Source organism: Streptomyces spongiicola (assembly GCF_003122365.1).
Lineage (GTDB): Bacteria > Actinomycetota > Actinomycetes > Streptomycetales > Streptomycetaceae > Streptomyces > Streptomyces spongiicola.
Map to the genome: position 1 here is coordinate 2828159 of NZ_CP029254.1, position 19651 is coordinate 2847809.

Here is a 19651-nt window from a genome sequence, read left to right on the forward strand (position 1 = left end):
CTCGGCAACGAAGACACCACCACCCTGCACACCCGCCCACGAAGATCACAAACCGCAAACATGCAGCTCAGACACCTGATCGGTTGAGAAACAGCTAGTCAGGCCCCGTGCGAGATGTGGGGGGCGCCGAGGCATGGCGGTTGAACGTACGAACAGGGATGTCCGGACGCTCATCACGCAGATCGCAGCCGGGGAGATCATGCTCCCCGAGATCCAGCGCGGCTACGTGTGGAAAGCGTCGCAGGTCGCCAGGCTCGTCGAGTCGCTGTACCGCGGATACCCTGCGGGCTCGCTCCTCTTCTGGAAGACCGGTCAGCTCGCAGAGACCCGCGAGGCGGCCATCGGCGCCCCGCAAGCGCTGCCCAGCGTGATGCCGCTCTACCTGCTGGACGGGCAGCAGCGCCTCACCTCGCTCTACCGGGTCCTCACCGATCACCCGGAAGCCCAAGTCGTGTTCAACATCGAGACCGAGGTCTTTCAGAACCAGAGCGCGGCCACCCGGCGCGACAAGAAGTGGATCAAGGTCTACGACGTCGTCGGAGAAGGGGCCGACGTGTTCGCTGTACACGGCGAGCTCAAGGCGGCCGGGCTCGGCCTTCCGGACGCCGAGATAGGCCGCCGCCTCAATGCGCTGCAGAAGATCACACAGCGCGACTTCCACATGGAAGTGCTCCACGACTTCGAGTACGAGGAAGTCGCGCAGATCTTCGTGCGGGTGAACAGCGGTGGACGTGCGCTCAAGACCACGGACCTCGCCCTTGCGACGCTGTCTGCCCGCTCTCCGGGCTTCCTGGGCCAGTTGGAGGCGGAGTCCGCTCGCTGGGCCGAGCGGGGATACGCCCTCGACGTCAATTTCCTCATCAAGGCCCTCACGCTGAGCTTGTCGATCTCCGGCAAGCGGTCGTCTTCTGTTGCCAGGCTGACGGCGGCGAGCAAGGAATCGGTCGAGGCCGGGTGGGACAAGGTTCGCCGCGGGCTCACCCGTGTCGTGCCCCTGCTCCAGGAGAAGCTCCTCATCCCGACCACCGCTCTCATCCCGTCGCTAGCCGCCCTGCACCCCTTGGTGGTCTACTACGGCCGCCGACCAGTGGGAGCGGACGTCGCGCCTGATGTTGAGGACGGGATGCTCTACTGGTTCATGGCCGCCACGGCCCGCAGCCGCTACGGCGGTGTGACGGACACGCTGGTGACACAAGACATCAGGGCGCTCGATGCCGAAGATCCGGTGCGGGCCCTGCTCGCCAATCTCGGCGTCCGTGAAAGCGGCATCACCGTGAGCGCTGACGATCTCACGGGGCGCAACCACCAGAGTCCGTACCTCATGTTCTGCTATCTGGCTGCGGCCCATGCCAGTGCGAGTGACTGGTGGGACGGCAGTCCCGTCTCGGTTGCTGCTGACGGGTCCGGTAAGCCCCAATACAGCCTGGTACATCCCGCATCGACGCTGAGGGGCCATCGCAACAAGTATTCGACTGCGGAGATCAACGAGCTCGCCAACATCGTCTTCGTCTCGCAGGAGACAGCGAAGAACATCATCGGGAACCGTTCGCCGGAGGCATACGTCCGGGATGTGCCTGCGAGCGATCTCGCCGCTCACTCCGTTCCCGAGGCCCAAGAGGTCTTGGGCGCGGCAAGGTACCGCGACTTCCTCGGCGCCCGCAGGGCGCTGCTCGCTGCACGGATCACCACGCTGCTCAACGGCTTCCGCCCGGCCTTCCTCGCCGGAGGCGCCTCCCGGACAGGAGACGCCTCCCCGGACCGCTCCTTGGTTCTCAGCGGGTACTCAACCGCCGGACGGGCCGTGCTGGCCGCCCGGGCGGAAGCCGCGGGGCAGAGCTGGGTGTGCTGGATCAACACCGCCGAATTCGATGCCGCGTTGGATGCCGCTGCTGCTGGCCTCGCCAGCGATGTGTCCATCGGCGGCGACACAGCCCCCATGCGGGTCGATGACGAAGGCGGCGTGACTCTCGCCCTCGGTCCGTTCCTTGTCCGCGGTTCGCTCGACCAATGGCGTTCCGCAGTCAAGGACGCATTCGACGATGCGCAGCCTCTGACGGCGTGCCCTGAACCTACTGACGAGCAATGGCCGGGAGAACCTGAGGAGTTCCTGCTCTCGGAGGCCGCAGTCCGCAGTGCCTGAGTGCCGGGACCGGTCGGCCCGGCCGCCGCGGACTGCACGCGCAGCGCGAACCGCGCTAACCGGGCCAATCAGCGGCGCCACCAAGGAGTTTCGAGGCGCCTTCTGCCAGTACAGGGGTTACGCGAGGTATCCCCGGCACTGGTACGTCGGGCGGCACATCGAACCGGCACGACTCCCAGCGCCCCTGCGCACTCTGGTCTGCGGGAACCCGGGCGGCGATCCAGTCCTTCGGCACCGTCGCAACCGCCTGCAGATGCAGATCGGGGGTCAGCCGGACCGCTACCAGTTCCCAATCCGGGTCGCGCAGCATGGTCTCGTACTCGTTCCGCGAGACGTAGACCGTCAGGCGGCTGCGGCGCAGGGTGGTCTTCACTTCCAGGTGCGCACGGTGCCGGGAAGCGCGGATTGCGATGTCATAGCCGTAGCCGTCGGACCAGGCCGCTACATGCTCCACACGGGCTTCGACTGAGGCGGTCAGCAGATCAACGAGGGCCAGCTCGCCTGCTGCTCCGATGCGCGCGCGCTCGCCCGCGTCCACTTTTCCCCAAACGGCGGCAAGTTGGGCGTATGCCTCGCTCTCGCTGAGGCCGAGGGCCTCAGCCGCGCGCAGTGCGTCGTCGGGCAGTTCGTCCGGCCCGCGGACCAGAAGGTCAGCATCCGGAAGCCATGGCGCACCGCTGTGCGCGATGGCGGCGTCGAAGACCCGGCGGTGCGCGGGGACGCTGCTGTGCGGTTCATCGAGCAGCCCGGTTTCACGGAGCCACGCGTACGCCGCGTCGTACTGGGTCGGGGTGAGGTCGCTGAAGTCGCTGTGCGCGGTGAACAGGGCGCGCACGCGCGGGGCGCCGCTGGCCTGGAGCCTCTCCAGCCAGCGGACCGCCGCGCGCAGGACCGGCTCAGGCTGCCCTGGCACGGAGGTGGCCCATCAGTGCTTGGAGGTCCTTCAGATCCAGACCGCTGCCGACCGGGTCCTCCTCCTCGAGATCGGCCAGCTGCTGCACGGCCGGGTCGGCGAGGATGCGGCCCATGAACTGAAGTTTGTCGCTCAGACGCTGCTCTACGACCTCGTCGATCGTTCCCTCCGAGGACAGCACCGTGATCCGGGTCTCCGTCTCGGGGGCGAGGCCGAGGCGGTGGATGCGGTCAAGGCTTTGGAGAAAGCGTCCGGCGGCGAAGTCCCGGTCGACGTAGACAGCGTCATGGCACTGGTGGTGCAGGCTGATGCCCTCGCCGAGAGTGGCGGGATTGGACAGCAGCACCATGCAGTCGGGGTCTCTGCGGAACCGCTCGATCTGAGCCTCGCGGTCCTCCGTACCGCCGTGGACCATGACCGGCGAGAACTCGCTGAGTATCCGCTCCAGCGTGTTCAGGCTCCGGATGAACGTCGACCAGACGAGCGTCTTGCGGCCGTGGGCGGCGTTCTCCGCGACGATCGCCAGGACCTCCTGGTACTTCGGCGACATCTCGTAGCTCGGTAGGTCTCGCATGAGCTCGAACAGCGGGGTGCCCTCCGGCACCGAGAAAGGAGGCACTTGGTACGCGAGCGGCTCGTGCCGCGTCGTGCCCACGGACAGCAGAGCCGGGCTGGTCGCGGCCATGAGCATGTAGACAATGATCTTCCCGAGAGTCTGGAAGTCGCCCTCGTGGCCAGCAGCGCGGGCAGAAAAGCGCCCGATGAGCGCCTCATAGACCTCTTGGTGCAGAGGCGGCATCGGCACCGGGCGCAGCGTCGTGGTCACCGGCGGCAGCCCGAGTTCGCCCTTGGTGGTGCGGGTGAACAAGGGACGCAGGACCTGGCTCGCCTTCGCCAAGTCGCCGCCGGCAACCGCCTGGACGACCTTCTGGCGTCCGTGCCCAGGCCAGACGAAACCGAAGAGGTTCTCCAAGTCCTTGACGCCGTTCGGAGCCGGGGTACCCGTCAGGATGAGCCGGTGCCGGGCTCGGGGGCCGAGGGCGAGGCAAGCTGCACCGTATGTGCCCTGGGCCCCGAGCTTCATGCGGTGCGCCTCGTCGAGCAGCAGCATGGACGGCCGGGCCGCCAGCCATTGGCCGAGCTCGTTCACAGCGCCGTCGAGCCGCTCGTAGTTAACGATGAGCGAATCCGCGGCGGGGTAGGTGTTCCGCGAGAACACGTCCATGCTCAGCGGCTCATCCAGGCACTCCTGGTTCTCGTACTGCCAGGACTCGTAGCAGGACTTCGGGCCGACGATCAGCAGCCGCTCGACGCCCTTGGCCTGGCGGAGGGCGTGGAAGACCGCCAGGCCGACACGGGTCTTGCCGGCACCGGGAACGGAGAAGTTGGCACCATGCCGCAGCGACAGGAGCTTGGCGATGTCCCTGCGCTGGAACGAAGTCAGATCAGCCGTCCAGGCCGGACCGAGCACGCTGTCGATCTGCGCCGGGTCCATCTCCCCGGCGCCGTCGGTCGCCGGGTCGAGGCGGCGTGCCACGGTCTGAGCGTCCTTGGCCGAATCCGTGGCCAGGGCCGCCAGCTGCGGATCCCACGCCACGCTGCTCGGCTGAGGCCAGGTAGCGAGTACGACCAGGTTCGTCAGGAGTTCGTCGATCTCGATCTCGACCGTTCCAGGCGACCGCTGCACGCTGCTCCCGAACCTCAGAGCGAGCCGCCGGAGGGCTTCCTCGTAGCCGCTGCCGGCCCTGAGCCGGGCCTTCGTCACGCTGTCGCCGAATTCGATCGACAGGCTCGGTCCAGCCGCTCCCGCCGCCATCAGCCCTCCCTGGTCGCGCCGAGCAGCCAGGCCACGCCGTCGCCGGGGGATTCGAACGTGCGACCTGCCTGCTTCGCCAACCGGACGAGGCTGGCGCGGAGGGTGAGCAGGGCGTCGTCGAAGGCGTCTTCGTCCAGGGCGCGCTTGGACTTGGCGTCAGCGAACTCTGCGGCGCACTGGTTCACGTAGTCGGCGGCGTCCGTGAGGCGTTCGGGAACGGCGATCTGCCGCTTCTGCAGCTGCGCGTTCTGCCCGGCCATCTTGACCGCCACGTCGAACGTCTTGCGCGCCGTCTTGATCAGGCGGTCTGCTTCGGCGGCTTCAGCGGTGCCCAGCCTGTCCCCGGCCTGCGAGGCGGCTTTCGCCTGAAGCAGGGCATCGGTGAGCGCTCGGGTGGTCTTGACCGCAGCCGTGGCATCGGGGACGGCGACATCAAGTCCGGGAATCGCTACGGCAGCAGACTCCTGGACCGCCGGGCGGAGCTCTTCGGGCAGGCGCTCGTCGAGGTAGCGGCTGTGGAAGTCGGCCTCGGCGAGGCGGACGGACGTCTTGGGGTAGTTCAGCACGACCATCGCCAGACGTGACTCCTTCAGCTGCTCGGCGGCATCCGGATCAGTCTTGGCCAGGGTCGTGTGGTCGCGGTGCAGCTCGCGGAGCTTCTCCTGGTGGTCTTCGAAGTCCACCAGGCGCAGCCTGACCCCGTCCCCAGAACTGCTGCGCTCGATCGCCTCCTTGATCAGCTGGTGGACCCAGCGGTCCTGGCGGAGCGTGCGGACCTTGATGTTGAAGTCGCGCGCCACATCCTCCTCGCGGCGCCCGTCGGCGAGTTCGTCCTCAACGGCGATAAGCCTGTTGATGTACGAGTACTCGCGCCGCTTGTCGCGTCGGAGCTGGAGGGACAACTCGACGCTGTTGATGTCGCGGCGGGAGGTGTCGGCAGGGAGCACACCGACACGGATGTCCTTGATCCCCAGGTCCCTCATCGCTGCACAGCGCGTGTTGCCGTCGACCAGGATGCCGTGGGGGCTGATGATCCCTGGCTCCTTCTGCCCGAAATCATCCAATTCATCCTGCAATGTAGTGAAATCGGGGTCCGTCTGAGAGGGGTTCGACGGCTTGCAGCGGAGAAGATGGCGGAGGTACTCCTGCGCCGCCTCGCTCCACGGCTCCTCTTCGAGGGTGCGGTTGCGATCCGCGTCCAGAGTGCGCTGCGCGCGGATCCGGTGCGTGTCCGGGTTGAAGTAGAGCATGTCCACCGGCATGGAGATCACGTAGAGGTGCTTCTGCTCGCCGCGCCAGTCCACGGTGACCTTGGCCCCGTCCTCCATCACGGCTTGCTTCAGCCGCTCCTCCACCAGGGAGCGAATCTTTTCTCCCTCGGGCGGGACACCGAACTTGGCGGCCATAACAGGAGCCTCCTAGCAGAACATCGCAACCAGACGTCCATGCATCATGACAGGAGCCGCTGACAGCGGACCGCCCGCTGATCCAGAATCGATTCTCGAAGCCGCGACGAACGGAGCCGAAGTGCCACTGCCCGCCTGGAACGACCCGGAACTCAAGGCCGGCACCATGATCCGCGGAGCCTTGTGGCTCGTCCAGGCGATCGGCGAGGGGAACACCTTCACGAAAGAGCAGCTCCGCGAGGCGTTCCCTGGCGTCTCGCAGGCTGATCGCCGCCTCCGCGACCTCCGCGACTTCGGATGGGTCATCCTCACCAGCACCGAGGACGCAACGCTGCTGTCTGAGGACCAGCGGTTCGTCAAGGCCGGTGTACCGGTGTGGGATCCCGCAGCCCGCCGCGCTGCGGCACCGCAGAAGCCGGTCTCGGCAAAGGAAAAGCAGTCGATCTTCACCCGCGACGACTACATGTGCACGATATGCGGCATTTCTGGCGGCGAGTCCTACCCGGAGGACTCCAACCAGACAGCCGTCCTGTCCGTGACTCGCCGCACCACCGTCCTCCCTGACGGGCGGGAGGACGTCCTCCTAGTCACTGAATGCAAGCGCTGCCGTGCGGGAAATGACGGGAGTCCCGCCCGCGCGGATGAAGTCCTGGAGGACATCAGGGCCCTCGACGCGTCCGAACGCCGCCGACTCGCCCGCTGGATCGAGCGCGGCCGCCGCGGTTCCACGCCCCTGGACCGCGCTTGGAACGCCTACCGGCGGCTGCCGGCAGCCGCGCGGGACGAGGTCCGGTCGGCGCTCGAAGGCTAATCAGCGACGGACCCGGCGGATCGCTCCGTCCCAGCACCGCAACGAACCGGGGCCTGTCCCGGCCGGGGGCGAATGTGTCAGCGGAGCCATTTAGACTTCACTGACTTGTCCGGCTCGCCGTACCGATTGCACCGCACGCCCCAGCGACCTGTGGCTATGGTGCACCGTGGTGCCTATGCGCAGCCGGACCCTTGTCTTGGTTGCACGCGGCCGGGGGTGCCGCGATCGGTTGCGCGCTGGCGTATTCGGCGCCTGGAGGGAGATGGCATGTCGGCATCAGAGCAACTCGAGGTCGTCGAGATCTGCGCTGGCGCGGGCGGACAAACCCTCGGCTTGGAGAGAGCCGGCTTCCGCCACCGCCTCGCAGTAGAGCTGGACCGCAACGCTGCCACGACTCTGCGCCACAATCTGCACGCCGTTCTCGGTTACTCGGAGGCCGAGGCCGAGGAGGCTGTCAAGGTCGGCGATGTCGCTGACCCGGGGGTCTGGGATCCGGCCGACCACCCCAACATCGACTTGCTCGCTGGTGGAGTGCCGTGTCCACCCTTCAGCATCGCCGGCAAGCAACTGGGCGCCAGTGACGAGCGCGACCTCTTCGCCTGGGCCGTCGAGCTATGCGGCAAGATCAAACCGAAGGCCCTGCTCCTCGAGAACGTGCGCGGGCTCAGCGCCAACCGGTTCGCCGCCTATCGGCAGCACGTCCTCGACCGGCTCCGGGAATACGGCTACATCGCCGAGTGGAAGCTGCTGCACGCCAACGAGTTCGGCGTCTCCCAGCTCCGGCCCCGCTTCGTCCTCGTTGCCCTCCGGCCGGAGTATGCGGAGTACTTCGCCTGGCCCGAGCAGCACCCCAAGGAACCGCTTACGGTCGGCGAACTCCTCAAGGACCTCATGGGGAGCCGCGGCTGGGAACCGGAGCAGGTAGACAGCTGGGTCCGGAAGGCAAATGACATCGCGCCGACGATCGTCGGCGGCTCGAAGAAGCACGGCGGAGCGGATCTCGGCCCCACCCGCGCCAAGCGGGCCTGGGCGGAGCTGGGCGTGGATGCCATGGGAGTCGCGGACGATCCGCCCGTAGAGGGATGGCGGCCGCTGGACGGCGCTCCCGGGCCCAAGCTCACTGCGGCTATGGTGGCGCGCATCCAGGGCTGGGACGACATCAAGGCCGAGGGCGGAGTCGAAGCCCTCGCGCGCATGGAGTTCGGGTGGGACTTCCAGGGCCGCAAGACTTCGGTCTACCGGCAGATCGGCAATGCCTTCCCGCCACCTGTCGCCAAGGCTCTGGGAGAGTCCATCAGGAACGCCCTTCAGCAGGTCGGCGAACCGCGGACCCTCCTGGAAGCCACGGATGGCGTGCTGGACCCCGTATACAAACTGCTCCGGGACCAGCCCCGTCCTTTGACGGTGGACCAGATCATCGTCCGGCTGGCTAAGACCGGAACCGTCATGGAGCAGCCGGACGTAGAACGCCATCTGAGCCACCTGAGCCACGACTTCGCTGTGACGACCATGGTACGGTCCAACGGCGCGGTAGCGTACAGCCTCGGTGAATTCAAGGCGTTCATCGGCCAGGACGACCACCAGAGGCACGATCTCTTCACTCTGCACCGGGCCAAGATCAGCTGAAGGGCCGCGAGAGCTTCGGTGTCCGCCACGGCGCCAGGCGGGCGGCTCCCCGTCGCAGAGGCGGCAGAGGGCATGCCGTCTGCTACGGGAGCCGTGCAACCAGCTCATCCTTCTGCGGCTTCGACAGCGCCTTCGAATTGCGGATCGCCTTGACGACGAGGTCGCGGATCCTGGCGCTGTCGAGTTCGAGCGAGTCCAATATGTAGTACTGGTGGCCATTCACCTTGGCCGAGGTGACGTCCAGCCCGAGTTCTCTAAGCTCTCGGATGCGACGCTCCGTGTGGATGTCGTCGGCGTTGACGGTGCGGAGGCGGGCGCTGTCGACAGGTGAGCCGATCTCCTGGTGGAGGACCGCGAAGAGCTCTTCGTTGGCCGTTGTCCCATACGGGACCCTGAGGAACTGATCCGGCACCCGTCCCGAGAAGCGCGAGTGCAACTCGTCCTGGATACGCGCCCGCACCTCATGGAACGCCGCGCGGGAGGCCGCAGGCAACTGCGAACGCAGCAGGAACTGCATGGACTGGGCCAGAGCGCGTTTCGCGAACAGATATGCATCAAGAACCGCCGCAGGAGACTCGTTCGGCTCTTCCAAAGTCGAACTCAGCTCCTTGACCGCGAATTGGGTGTCCGGCTTGAGCCGCTGCCACACCTCGAACGCGCTCTGATCCTCTATCGCCACGCTATGCCTCCTCTGTCCAATGGCAGTCCGACACAGGGCGGCTCACCGCCCGAGGGCACCCTAACCGTCAGCTGCCAGAGCGCCGGTTGTCCTCAGCCTGCTGTGCTGCCAGCCGACGCAGCACAGCCCGGTCCTTCTGCGGAGCAGACTCCAGCAGATCCATAAACCACGGCGCGATCCACGACGAGTCCCGGTGCAGCCATTCGCCCGGTGACATGGCGGTTCCGGGTATCCAGTCCTGCGACGGCGGTTCACTGCTTCTCGCGGCCGCAGCGATGTCGACGGAAGGCTCCGAGTCCCGCGGCGCCCGCCGCCCGAGTTGGGCAGTCACACCGACCAGCCACCACTGGAACATCCGGTGGGACGGCGAAGCCGACTCGGCAGCCGCGCGGAGGGTCGAAGACGCGAGCCCTACCGATTCAAATGCAGTGAGAGCCAGCCCCTCCGGGGGGTCGAAGTGAGGCGCCGTCTCCTCAGTAACCACCAACCGCGGGTCATGCACCCTCGTTTGGAATGCTTCGGACACTCGCTCGATCTCTGCGTATGTGTCCTCGGCAAGCTCGGCGTCTAGGAATTCTTTGACCCCGCCATAGAAGTCCACCGGAGTCTCAATCCTCAGATCCGCCCCAGCTCGCCGCTTCAGCTCATCGAAAAGGCTCGGCCACGGGCGGGAACTGCTCGTGCGGGATTCAGGCTCGTACCAATCCTCCTTGGTGTCATTCGATACGAAGAGAACGCGGCGACCCGCCTGCGGAATTTGACTGGCGTGCTCGATCAACTCTTCCCAGAGAAGGAAGTCTCCAGCTGATTTCAGCGGCGTTTCCTTGTCGGCGTCCGAGAATCCAGGAGGGATCTTGTTCGGGAACCGGAAGGCGGTTGCTTCTTCAAGGCGCCTACGGAGGGTCACGTCGTCCGGCTGCTGACCGATGCCTTCTGCATAGAGTTCGGCGATACGGGCGAGAATAGGATCCTCGGCGTCGGACAAATTGAGCGCCAGCCCGTGATTAGTCTTCAGCATGTCCAGATGGCGCTTGAATTCCTGCCGGTACATATTCAGATGTGCATCGACCGCTGAATCGGCAGCGAATGCTTCAAGCTCGGCTATCTCCTTGTGAGCTTGTCCATACTTGTCCAGCTGGAAGCAGACGAGATTCTTGGCTTCCGCGATAGCTCTGCGTGCCGCCATCAGCTTCTTGTTGACCTCTGAAGCAGCGTCTGCAAGTGCCCGTTTCCGCGACTCAAGCGTGCTGCGGCGGCCTCGGACGAACTCAAGGCCGACCTGGTACGGCATCCACAGCCGCCCCGCGGTCCGCTCGAGCGCCGACAGCACAGCCTCTCGGGACGTCTCCGTGTACTCGTACAGGCTGAGGAGCACGTTCGTGTCCAGCACGATGATCCCGTCCTGGAAGAATGCGCTGCGTTCCGCATCTTCCGCCGATGGCTGCGGCTGGAGCCATGCCGCGAACCGCTTGAGCAGTGCGGGGTCGCTCATCTCCGCCTCCAACTCCCACGACGATTCCCCAGTGATCATCCTGTCACAGGGTGTCGGCAACCAGTTTCCCTTGTCCGGTCGCAGACGCCCGTGGCCCGCCCGCCCGAAGCGTCCTCGTCCAGTCGGCTATCCGGCGTCGAAGTCGGCGAGCAGTGCAGTGACGCGTCCAGGCGCCTTGTCGAGCACGAACTCGTCGACAAAGACCACATTCGCAACCCCGCTGCCGTCCGCTTCGGCTGCGGCGCGCACGTCCTTGATCCGCTGCGGCTGCAGTGACTCGTCAGCCGCCTCAAACGGGCTCTTGGCCGCCACCCACAGGCGCTCATCGAAGAGGACCGCGGGTCCCGTCCCCCCGAGGTCCTCAACGAACTGGGCTCCTCCGGAGGGGAAGTCTGACGCCCAGTTCCGCAGCAGCCCTGCCGCCTGCCTGAGCGGTCGGCCCTGGTAGTCCGCCCCTGCCTCGAGGATGGCGAGGAGGTCGGAGGCCAGCCGCCAGTCGAGCAGGCTGTGGTAAGCCATGTTGGTGTAGTCGCGCAGGCACTCGTAGCACGAGCCACGGCAATCGCGGTTGTGCGTGCCGGAGGAGAACGCGTCCAGCATCTTCTTCGCAGCCGACATGAGCTCGCGGAAGACGTCGGGGTCGGCAAGATGCGTGCAGTAGCCGGCGCCGTTGTCCAGAGTGTCGGACAGGAACGCGAAGGTGCGCGCTTCCCTCGTTGCCGAGCCTGCTCCGTGGATGCCAGCTGCGATCTCGTTGGGCTGGACTTGGAGGAGGGAGCCCGCAGCAGTGCGCAGCAGCGCTGCCAGTGAGTACCACGCGGCCCGTCGGCCGGAGCGGTCGTCCGGGAAGCCGGTGCTCTGCGGCACGGAAGCAAGGTTGAGGCGTAGTCCGGGCTTGAGGAGTTCTCCGCTGCTAGGACCGAGCAGGAACAAGTCGGTGTGCTGTGTGGCGCCGAGGGCGGTGGTCACCATCGCCTCGTCCGCCGCGGCGCCTGCAGTGAGCCACGGGGCCAGTTCCGCGGCTCCCTTCTCCAGATACGCTCCCGCCCAGCGTTCGGTCGGCCGGACCTTGGCGAACTCGAAGAGTCGACCACCGTTGTCGTTGACCGCGTAGCGCCGCCCCTTCCCGGCGTGGACGACCAGGCCCGGCTCCGAGATCCGCAGCCGCGCGGCACTCTCGAGGTCGGTTGCCGTGCGCGGTGCCAGAGAGCGGGCGCGCCAGGCGAAGTTGCCGTCGAAGTCGCGTGGTGTGCCACCGCAGAAGAACCCTGCCGGTTCCCGGAGCTCGATCTCGCGGTACGAGCCATCGGCAGCTCCGCACGCTCGGCAGGGCAGTGGCGTGCTGTCCTCCTCCTGGGCCTGCGGTGCCTGCACGTCGTCGGCCAGATGGCCGCAGGCCCGGCAGATGCCGATGAAGTTGGCAGACCCGAGCGGTTCCTCGACGGCGCGCGGCTGCCTGCCCGTCGGTTCGAAGGCGACCACTCCGGTGGCCGTGTGGACTTGCCCGTCCTTCACCGTCTCCGCGCCGGGTGCGAACTGCGAGATGGCGATGTCGAGCGACCGGTCGACCACGCCGCCGGGCGGCCATGGGTACGAGTCCCTGGGGCGCTTCGTGTACAGGTACCGGACCGACGTGGGGAAGCCGAACATTGGGAGCAGGCCGGCCTCGGCCAGTCTCTGGCTGAGTTCGTGATGGCCCCGATCCTGCTGTGCGATCTGCGTGACGCGCTTCACGAGTTCCTCAGTGACCCAAGCCGCCGCTTCCCCTGCAGGCCACTCGCTGCGAGTCCTCTGCGCGAGCGCTTCTGCAAGGCTCCTGATCTCGCCATCACGCGAGGTGATCCACGCGCCCACCGCATCGCTCACAGCGGGCCAGTCGGCGCAGCGCCCGAACTGGCCGTGGACGTTGCGGGTGGGGTCGAGTTCGCTGTCGTCGCCCGTTTCCTTTCCGACGGCGCCGAAGGCCCTGCGCAGGACCTCGGCCGCCAGCACCCGCTGGTAGATGTCCCTCATGTCCGTGGACAGGTAGGGCCTCGGGGTGGGGTCGTTGGTGATGCGCTGGGGGTCCTGGAAGTAGTGCTCGTCGTGGCTGCGGCCCCGGCAGACGGTAAGCGCGAGGGCAACGGGCGACTCCCGGCGGCCCGCGCGGCCGACCCGCTGCTGGTAGTTGAACCGGGTCGGCGGCATGTTCGCCATGAGAACAGCCGAGAGCGGACCGATATCGACGCCGGCTTCCATCGTCGTGGTGACGGAGAGGACATCGAGAGTGTTCGGAAGCGCGTGCTCCTCGCCGTCGAGGAAGATGCCCTGGAAGCGTGCCTGGCGGGCCTGTGCGTCGAGCCTGTCCGTCTGCCCGGTCAATTCGGCGGCGTTGAGCCGGAAGTTGCCCAGCTGCTCTCGGGCCATCCAGGTGTAGTAGTCGCTCTCGACGCCCTTGAACTCCTCCGGCTGCTCCGGCAGGGGGCGGAAGCACTTCGTGCACACGCCGACTCCGGGGTGGAGGTGTCGGCGACTGCAGTGGCTGCATGTCCAGGACTCGTCGCGACCACGGCGCAATGCGACGTGCTCAGGCTGGATGAGGTACTTGGTGACCGCCGGTTCCCAGATGCGCTCCACGGTCATCTTGAGTTCGTCCGGATCTTGGTTCAGCTGCTTAGCGGCACTAGCCCAGAACTCACGGAGCTTCTTGGGCGGTTCGTCGAGTGGACTGCGCAGTCCTGCGAACCGGCGCATGTGGCCGAGGATGCGCAGGCTGGCGCGGACAAGCGCCTGGTCGGAGGCCCGCTCGGCTACCAGTGGCACCTGGTCTGTCACCAGGGTGAGCCAGCCCAGTCCCAGGGACTCGAAGTCCCGTCCGGCACTGCCGAAGAGGCCGCCGAGCAGTTCGGTGCTGAGGGACTCCCGGATGTCCTTGCGCAGGTGCTGGTGGCGCTCGCTCAGACGGATGCCTGATTCTGGCTGCACCGTGCCTTGGCCGCCATCAGGCCAGCGGTACAGGGATGTCCACGACGGCTGAGAGGCCCCGTTCTGGTAGACCACGCGCTGGAGGGACGGCTTCGGCCCTCCAGGGTTGACCCCCTGCCGCGCGAGGCGTTCCGCGACCTCAGCGGAGTGGCTATCCAGGCTGGGAATGCGGCTGAGGAGGCCATAGAGCTCTTCTTCCTCGGAGGGATCAGGCCGAGCAGCAAGGCTCCGAAGAGGCGGAGGTGCCTGAAGTCTCTCCCACCTGTCGTACGTCTCAGAATCCCGTGCCCGAAGCCGTTCGCTTGCAGCCAGGGCCGCGGCTTCGTCCACGGGCTCACCCGGTGCCTGCCGGTAGAAGCCGGCTACGGCGGCAAGATCGGCTGCCGGATCCCCTTGGCCATCGACCTCCTCCGCGAGCATAAGGCGCAGCAGGTCCTGATAGTGACGGAGCCCGAGACCGGCGGAGAGCTTCGCGGCGTCCTGTCGGCTGTCGGAGAAGACCACGGCCTGGCGGTTCGGGAGGAGCGACAGGAGTCCGGTGGTCAGGACCTGGTTCACCTTCTCGAAACCGGTCCGCATGGACCGCACGGGGGTACGCATACGGCGGCTGTCAATCAGGCTCAGGGACGTCCCGGCAAGCTTTGGGACCTCCCAGTCATCGCCGCACCGGGGGCACTGGGTCGGTGCGGCCGGCAGGTGGTCGGCTCGAAGGCGGGACTTCGCCTTCTTGGAGCGTGGAACGGTGACGTGGAACGACCATCCGGTGTGGTTCCGGTGGTTGCGGAGGATCCCCGTGCGCGGGTCGTACTTGCTGCGCTTGAACTCGAAGCTCGCGCTGAGCACGCCCTTGTCGGAGGAGGAGTTCCAAGCCGGTTTGTTCACGGCCGGTTCGTCTTTCCGCGGCCAGTAGACGATGTAGTTGGCGGCGTTAGGCTCGAGGGACGCGGCATCGGGGAGCGAGTCGAGGTCGGGGAGATCCGCGAGCAGTCCTGCATCGAACCCGGCGCGCTCAGCTTTCTCGAAGGCCGATTTGGGGGCATAGCCGCCGAGGAAGACGTCTCCGCAATTCTGGCAGTAGAGGAGTTCGAGAACGCGGGCAGTGCAGCTGCACCGGGGGGTGGGCCGGGAGTAGAGCTTTCCGACGGTCCGCTCAACCCCCTCCGGGCGAGGGGCGTGCGGGCAGTCGGGGTCTGAGCAGGCCCATACACCGGGGATGTTCCGGAAGAAGAGGTGGCCGCGGAGTCTGGGGGCCTTCGGGTCCGTGGTGCGCCGCAGCGCCGCGAGGACGCCGCGCAACGCGGCCTCCTGCACCGCCGGTTGGACCTGGGGGAAGAGCCGAGCGGCAACCTGGTGGTGGAAGCCCGTAATGAGCCGGTCGCCGTCCCGGAGTGCGTTGACGAACGCATCGGACGCGCCGGTCTCCTCCAGCAGCTTGTCGGCCTCGGCCGTCTCGGGGGCATCCCCGAGGGCTGCGAAGCGGTCGGCGTGCGCTGAGATGTCCCGGCGTGTGCGCGCCGGGAGTTCGAGCCTGCCACCGAGGACCTCGAAGCAGTCGCCGTCGACTCCGAAGAACTCCTGGAGGAAATCCAGGTCCCGGGGGGCCTCCAGCGATGCGGATGCCGCGAGAACGCGGAACTTCTCCGGCTTGTCGGTCAGACCCAGCCGGTGGCGCAGGTTCCGCAAGAGGTACGCGATCTCCGTGCCGGCGGTGCCGCGGTACATGTGGAGCTCGTCGACGACCAGAGTGAAGCGGGCGTCCGGGACCTCCTCCAGCCAGCGCCGCGTCTTGTCGAAGATGCCCGCCTCGCGCGAGCGCATCAGCATGACGTTGAGCATGCTGTAGTTCGTGATCAGGATGTCTGGCGGCGCATGGATCATGTCCCAGCGGCAGCGCATCTCCGCGCCGTCGAGCCTGGGGAGGAAGAACTGGCCCTCCCCGCCGACCTTGTGTGCCTGGAGCGATCGCTTCTCGGTCGCCTCAAACTCCTGGCGCAGCCTTTTCACACCGGCAGCCGAGCCGATGTCGCCAGCTACCGGCGTCGCCCCGGTGTAGCGGCCGAAGTAGAAGCGGTGCCCTGGCCGGGACCGCTCCAGCCACCCGCGTACCGCGTCGCTGTCCAGAGCCTTGCGCAGGCGCATCATCTGATCGTCGACGAGGGCGTTCATGGGGTAGAGGACCATGGCACGAACGGCAGCATGCCGACCGCTCTCCCCCGCCCGCTGCGGCTGGTACGCGCGGCCAGGGGACGTCCACCAGCGGTTCGGCGGTAGTGCGGCCGCCGACCAGGCCGCGGACTCGCGCACCAGGTCGGCCAGGATGGGCAGCATGAACGACTCCGTCTTACCGGAGCCCGTGCCCGCCGTGACGACCACGTTGCGGCCGTCGCGCACGGCTGCGACTAGTGCCTGGTGCTGGTGCTCGAATAGCGACAGAAAACCGTCCAGGAGTCCGAGCTGCACCAGATCGGCAAGTTCCGGGTGAGCGCCAGCCTCGCGCACCGAGTCGGCGATGCCGCAGTCCATTGACACGTACCGGGGGCGGACCTCGATCAGAGGGTTGCGCCAGGCCCCACCGTCAACATCGAAGAGTCGCTGCCGCTCTTGCTCGAGGTACTCGTCGGCGAGCCCGAAAGGCGTGTTGTAGTAGCGGAACAGCGCGTCCTTCAGATGCTCGAACGTCCCCAGGATGTCGGCCTCCCGGCCGGTGCTGCCGTGCTGCACTTCGGCGGTGTCACTCATTGCTCTCCGTAAGATGCTGGCCGAGCGAGTCGGCGATCTTCTCAGCCACGTCCTTGGGGACGTTGTCGTACGCGAGGTTCTCGGCGTGCTCATTGATGCGCGGGGCAAGCCCAGAGCACAGGGCGGCCACACGCCGGTGCAGGTCAGGCAGCGGATAGCCCCAGTCGACGAAGAGGGTGCCAGTCAGCTCGCACCCGGGCTCCTTGTCGGGGAGCCAGCGGAGTACGTCCGCATCCGAGCCCTGCTGCTGCCCCAGCACGGAATAGACCCCCTCTTCGTGGACTGTCTCGTACCATGTACCGTCGCGCAGTACCTGGCACACGCGCTTGCCGTCGCCCTGCTTGATCCGGTACAGGCCGTCCTCTTGGGGCCCCCTCACCCACCCGTAGGCGCGGCGTTCCAGGTCGTACCGCTCGAGCGGCTTCCCGAATTCTGGTGCGGATGCGCGTGTTTCGAGGCTCACCGGCGGGAGCAGTGCGGCGCCCTGGAGTGCGAAGCACGGCGTGTATGCGACGCCAAGGCCGCCTGCCCACTCCTTCAGTTCCGCTTCGCCGTCAAACTGGACGAGCAGCGAGACGGGTAGCGGGATGTCCCGCGCCGGTCGGACGCTCGGCACCCGGAAGACCTCGACGGGGCCTTCCTGCATGGCCAGTTCCAGACGCTCCTCAAAGGCCGCCGTCCTGCTGCCGGTCAGCACGGCGAGTCCTCTCGCCTGCGGCAGGCGGGTGAGCGCGGGCGGCGTCGCGCACCACCGCCTGTTGCGCCAATCGATGTCCAGATAGGCAAGCGAGAGGGCATCACGCAGCCAGCGGCCGGGAGCACCAGGTTCGACGTCCGGGCAGCGGGCTCCCGCCAGCCACCACATACCCCGCTTGACGTCAGGGAGCTCTCCCTCACCCAGCTCGCTCACCCAGCGCAGCAGCAGGTCACCGGGATCGATCACAGCACCTCCCGTGTCCCAGCAATCTCGCCCGCTGCTGCTACGTAGTCGCGCCAGGCAGAGGTGCGGAGTCGATCAGCCGCGCTGAGTACGGCGTAGGCCCAGCCGAAGTCGCTGGCCCCGGGCGCGGGCTTGGGGATATCCGGTTCCGCGGCAAGAGCCCTTACCGACCACCGCGCTGCGGTCCGGTAGACCAACCAGACGTAGCCGTCGGGTACTTCAACCTCCAGGCAGGGGGTGAGGACATCTTCCGGCAGTCGGCGCTGCCGCATCCATGTCGGCACCGACCGCTGCCGCACCTTGAGCACACGACCGCTGGGATCGATCAGCGCGGCCTCGCGCACGGCGCACCGCACCAGCTCGGTGCGCGGCAACGCACCCGGGTCCGGTAGGCACGCACCGCGGATCGCCGGTTCCACCGCGTCCACCTCGGCGAGCCGCTGGACTGCCGTACCGCGGACGCAGCGGTACCCGAGCGATCCTGTGCCGTCCGGGAGCCCTTCATTCAGCCCGTCGTTGAGCGTGAAGAGCTCACTGCTCTGGGCGGTACCGACGCGGTACTCGCGGCCCTCGTCCAGCGGGACGCACCAGAGCGGAAACGGGATGCGGGGGTCGGCGCGCAGTTTCTCCGCATGGCCATTGAGGATGACTTCCACCCGCCCGTCTGGTGACTCCCATGCAGGCAGCCGCAGGTCCGGGGCGCCGCCACGGAGGTAGTGGCCTGCTACGCCCGCGCCGGCCCGATACTCGCGGGCGATACGGAGCCCGCCGGACAGCTCCACTTGCTGCCGCATCTCGGGTTCCAGGACGTGCACGTGCGCCCCGCCGCTGTCCAAGGTCTGCGTAAGACCCACGCTGCTGAATGCACGTACGCCCTTGAACAGCTTCCACCCCACCACGGGGCCGGCCGTCTCCCGGACTGTGCGCGCACCAAGCGCGCCGACCATGGTCCTTACGTCATGGACGGCTGTGTCCGCAGCAAGGATCCAGTGCTCCTCGCCTGGTTCGAAGGGTTCGGTGCTAGCCCACTCGCCGAGGTACGGGTGCATCCGAAGCAGCGCGACGTCCTGGGGCACCCATTCCAAGACGAGTTCTTCGCCCTCGAGGCGCACGCCCTGCTCCAGCTGCTGCGGGGTGGGGTGGAGTGTCTCCAGCCCGTCGTAGACGTCGCCGTACCCCTTGCGGAGCGTGAACGTGCGACCGCCTGACAGGCCAACCTCAGTCTCGGAGACCCCCGGGACAGCCTCAGCAAGCCATTCGAGACGCCTTCCGCGGTCCGCGGCCATGAGCCGGAGTCCAACGGCTCGGCGTCGGTGCGCACGCTCCGGCTCGTGGAGGGTTCCATCCCAGTCGTCGGCAAGTCGCTTGAGAAGACTGGTGATGAGTGTCTCGCCCGTTCCAGCAGTGCTTGCAAGCTCCTCGGTGAGCCGTGGGGACAGGTGCCGGTCTCGCCCTGCTGTCCAGACGCGGAGCCGCCGCAAAAGCTCCCGGCCGGAGACGTTGCGCGGATTGTGCGGCCGCAGACGGGTTGAGGCGAAGAAGCGGGTGAGGATCTGCCGGTCCGAGCTGCGGACAAGCGCCTGGGAGATAGGGAAGCCGATCTTCCAGTTGTAGTCGGTGCTGATCGTGCTGGCGCCGTACTGCCCGCCCGTCTCCGTCAGCCAGTTGTGGAGTTGTTCCCACATGTCGGCGACATCCTCGAAGGCGTGCACCAGCTTCTTCGCACGGCCAGTGTCCGGCTGCTCCCCGAACAGCCGGATCCACCGCCCGTAGAAGTTGTGCTTCAGCATCCCGTCGGAGGAAGCCATCCGGGTGGCAGCAAGCACAGACAGGGCGAGCACGGGGAGACTCGGCGGTGGTTCCGTGCGCCCGCTGCCCGCCCATATCGCGCACCGGACCTTGATGCGGCCGAACAGCACCCTTTCCGGATCATCCCAGTTCAGTTCGTCCGCGACGGTCTGAGCCAGGCTCGTTCCGATGCCGTAGCACTCCGCGAGATCCCGTTCGACCTCACCATCGACGTACAGGACCGCACTCCTGTACTTGTGGTCCTGACCGAAGAACTCTGCAGAGAGCACCTCGTGCCAATCGTTGTACGCGGCTCTCATCGCCCTTCCAGCCCCCG

Annotated in this window: 11 protein-coding genes; 3 read left to right on the plus strand and 8 right to left on the minus strand. The window is 67.0% G+C overall.

Features of this window, described 5'->3' with window-relative positions; all coding sequences use genetic code 11:
- Positions 1-133: 133 nt before the first annotated feature.
- On the plus strand, positions 134-2140 hold the full coding sequence (locus DDQ41_RS12275; RefSeq protein WP_109294535.1) for a GmrSD restriction endonuclease domain-containing protein: 2007 nt from the start codon (positions 134-136) through the stop codon (positions 2138-2140).
- Positions 2141-2195: 55 nt separating this feature from the next.
- Here DDQ41_RS12275 and DDQ41_RS12280 read toward each other — a convergent pair whose 3' ends face one another.
- From DDQ41_RS12280 to DDQ41_RS12290, 3 genes are all read right to left on the minus strand, one after another.
- Positions 2196-2975: a DUF3883 domain-containing protein gene (locus DDQ41_RS12280; RefSeq protein ID WP_162602657.1), complete on the minus strand. Its 780-nt coding sequence runs from the start codon at positions 2973-2975 to the stop codon at positions 2196-2198.
- Positions 2976-3036: 61 nt separating this feature from the next.
- Positions 3037-4869: a DEAD/DEAH box helicase gene (locus DDQ41_RS12285; protein ID WP_109294537.1), complete on the minus strand. Its 1833-nt coding sequence runs from the start codon at positions 4867-4869 to the stop codon at positions 3037-3039.
- Positions 4869-6275 carry a hypothetical protein gene (locus DDQ41_RS12290; protein WP_109294538.1) on the minus strand — a complete coding sequence of 469 codons (1407 nt, stop codon included), beginning with the start codon at positions 6273-6275 and terminating at the stop codon, positions 4869-4871. Before DDQ41_RS12290 ends, DDQ41_RS12285 begins: the two co-directional genes overlap by 1 nt.
- A gap of 121 nt (positions 6276-6396) precedes the next feature.
- Here DDQ41_RS12290 and DDQ41_RS12295 point away from each other — a divergent pair, with 121 nt between their 5' ends.
- Both DDQ41_RS12295 and DDQ41_RS12300 read left to right on the plus strand, forming a co-directional pair.
- Positions 6397-7086, plus strand: coding sequence for a hypothetical protein (locus tag DDQ41_RS12295; RefSeq protein WP_262508440.1), 690 nt, complete (start codon positions 6397-6399; stop codon positions 7084-7086).
- Between the two features lie 267 nt (positions 7087-7353).
- Positions 7354-8712 carry a DNA cytosine methyltransferase gene (locus DDQ41_RS12300; RefSeq protein WP_109294539.1) on the plus strand — a complete coding sequence of 453 codons (1359 nt, stop codon included), beginning with the start codon at positions 7354-7356 and terminating at the stop codon, positions 8710-8712.
- A gap of 82 nt (positions 8713-8794) precedes the next feature.
- Here the strand turns inward: DDQ41_RS12300 and DDQ41_RS12305 are convergent, their stop codons facing one another.
- The 5 genes from DDQ41_RS12305 to DDQ41_RS12325 all read right to left on the minus strand — a co-directional run bounded on the left by DDQ41_RS12305 (position 8795) and on the right by DDQ41_RS12325 (position 19634).
- Entirely contained in the window at positions 8795-9391 is a 597-nt protein-coding gene (locus tag DDQ41_RS12305) for a hypothetical protein (protein ID WP_109294540.1), read from the minus strand.
- A gap of 67 nt (positions 9392-9458) precedes the next feature.
- A complete protein-coding gene (locus tag DDQ41_RS12310) occupies positions 9459-10883 on the minus strand; it encodes a PIN-like domain-containing protein (RefSeq protein WP_162602658.1) in 1425 nt (474 codons plus the stop codon).
- A gap of 126 nt (positions 10884-11009) precedes the next feature.
- Positions 11010-16586: a DEAD/DEAH box helicase gene (locus tag DDQ41_RS12315; RefSeq protein ID WP_109294542.1), complete on the minus strand. Its 5577-nt coding sequence runs from the start codon at positions 16584-16586 to the stop codon at positions 11010-11012.
- Positions 16579-17529: a hypothetical protein gene (locus tag DDQ41_RS12320; RefSeq protein ID WP_109294543.1), complete on the minus strand. Its 951-nt coding sequence runs from the start codon at positions 17527-17529 to the stop codon at positions 16579-16581. Before DDQ41_RS12320 ends, DDQ41_RS12315 begins: the two co-directional genes overlap by 8 nt.
- Positions 17526-19634 (minus strand): hypothetical protein, encoded by a 2109-nt coding sequence (locus tag DDQ41_RS12325; protein WP_109294544.1) that lies wholly within the window; start codon positions 19632-19634, stop codon positions 17526-17528. The genes DDQ41_RS12320 and DDQ41_RS12325 overlap by 4 nt, the downstream gene beginning before the upstream one ends.
- Between the last annotated feature and the right edge of the window lie 17 nt (positions 19635-19651).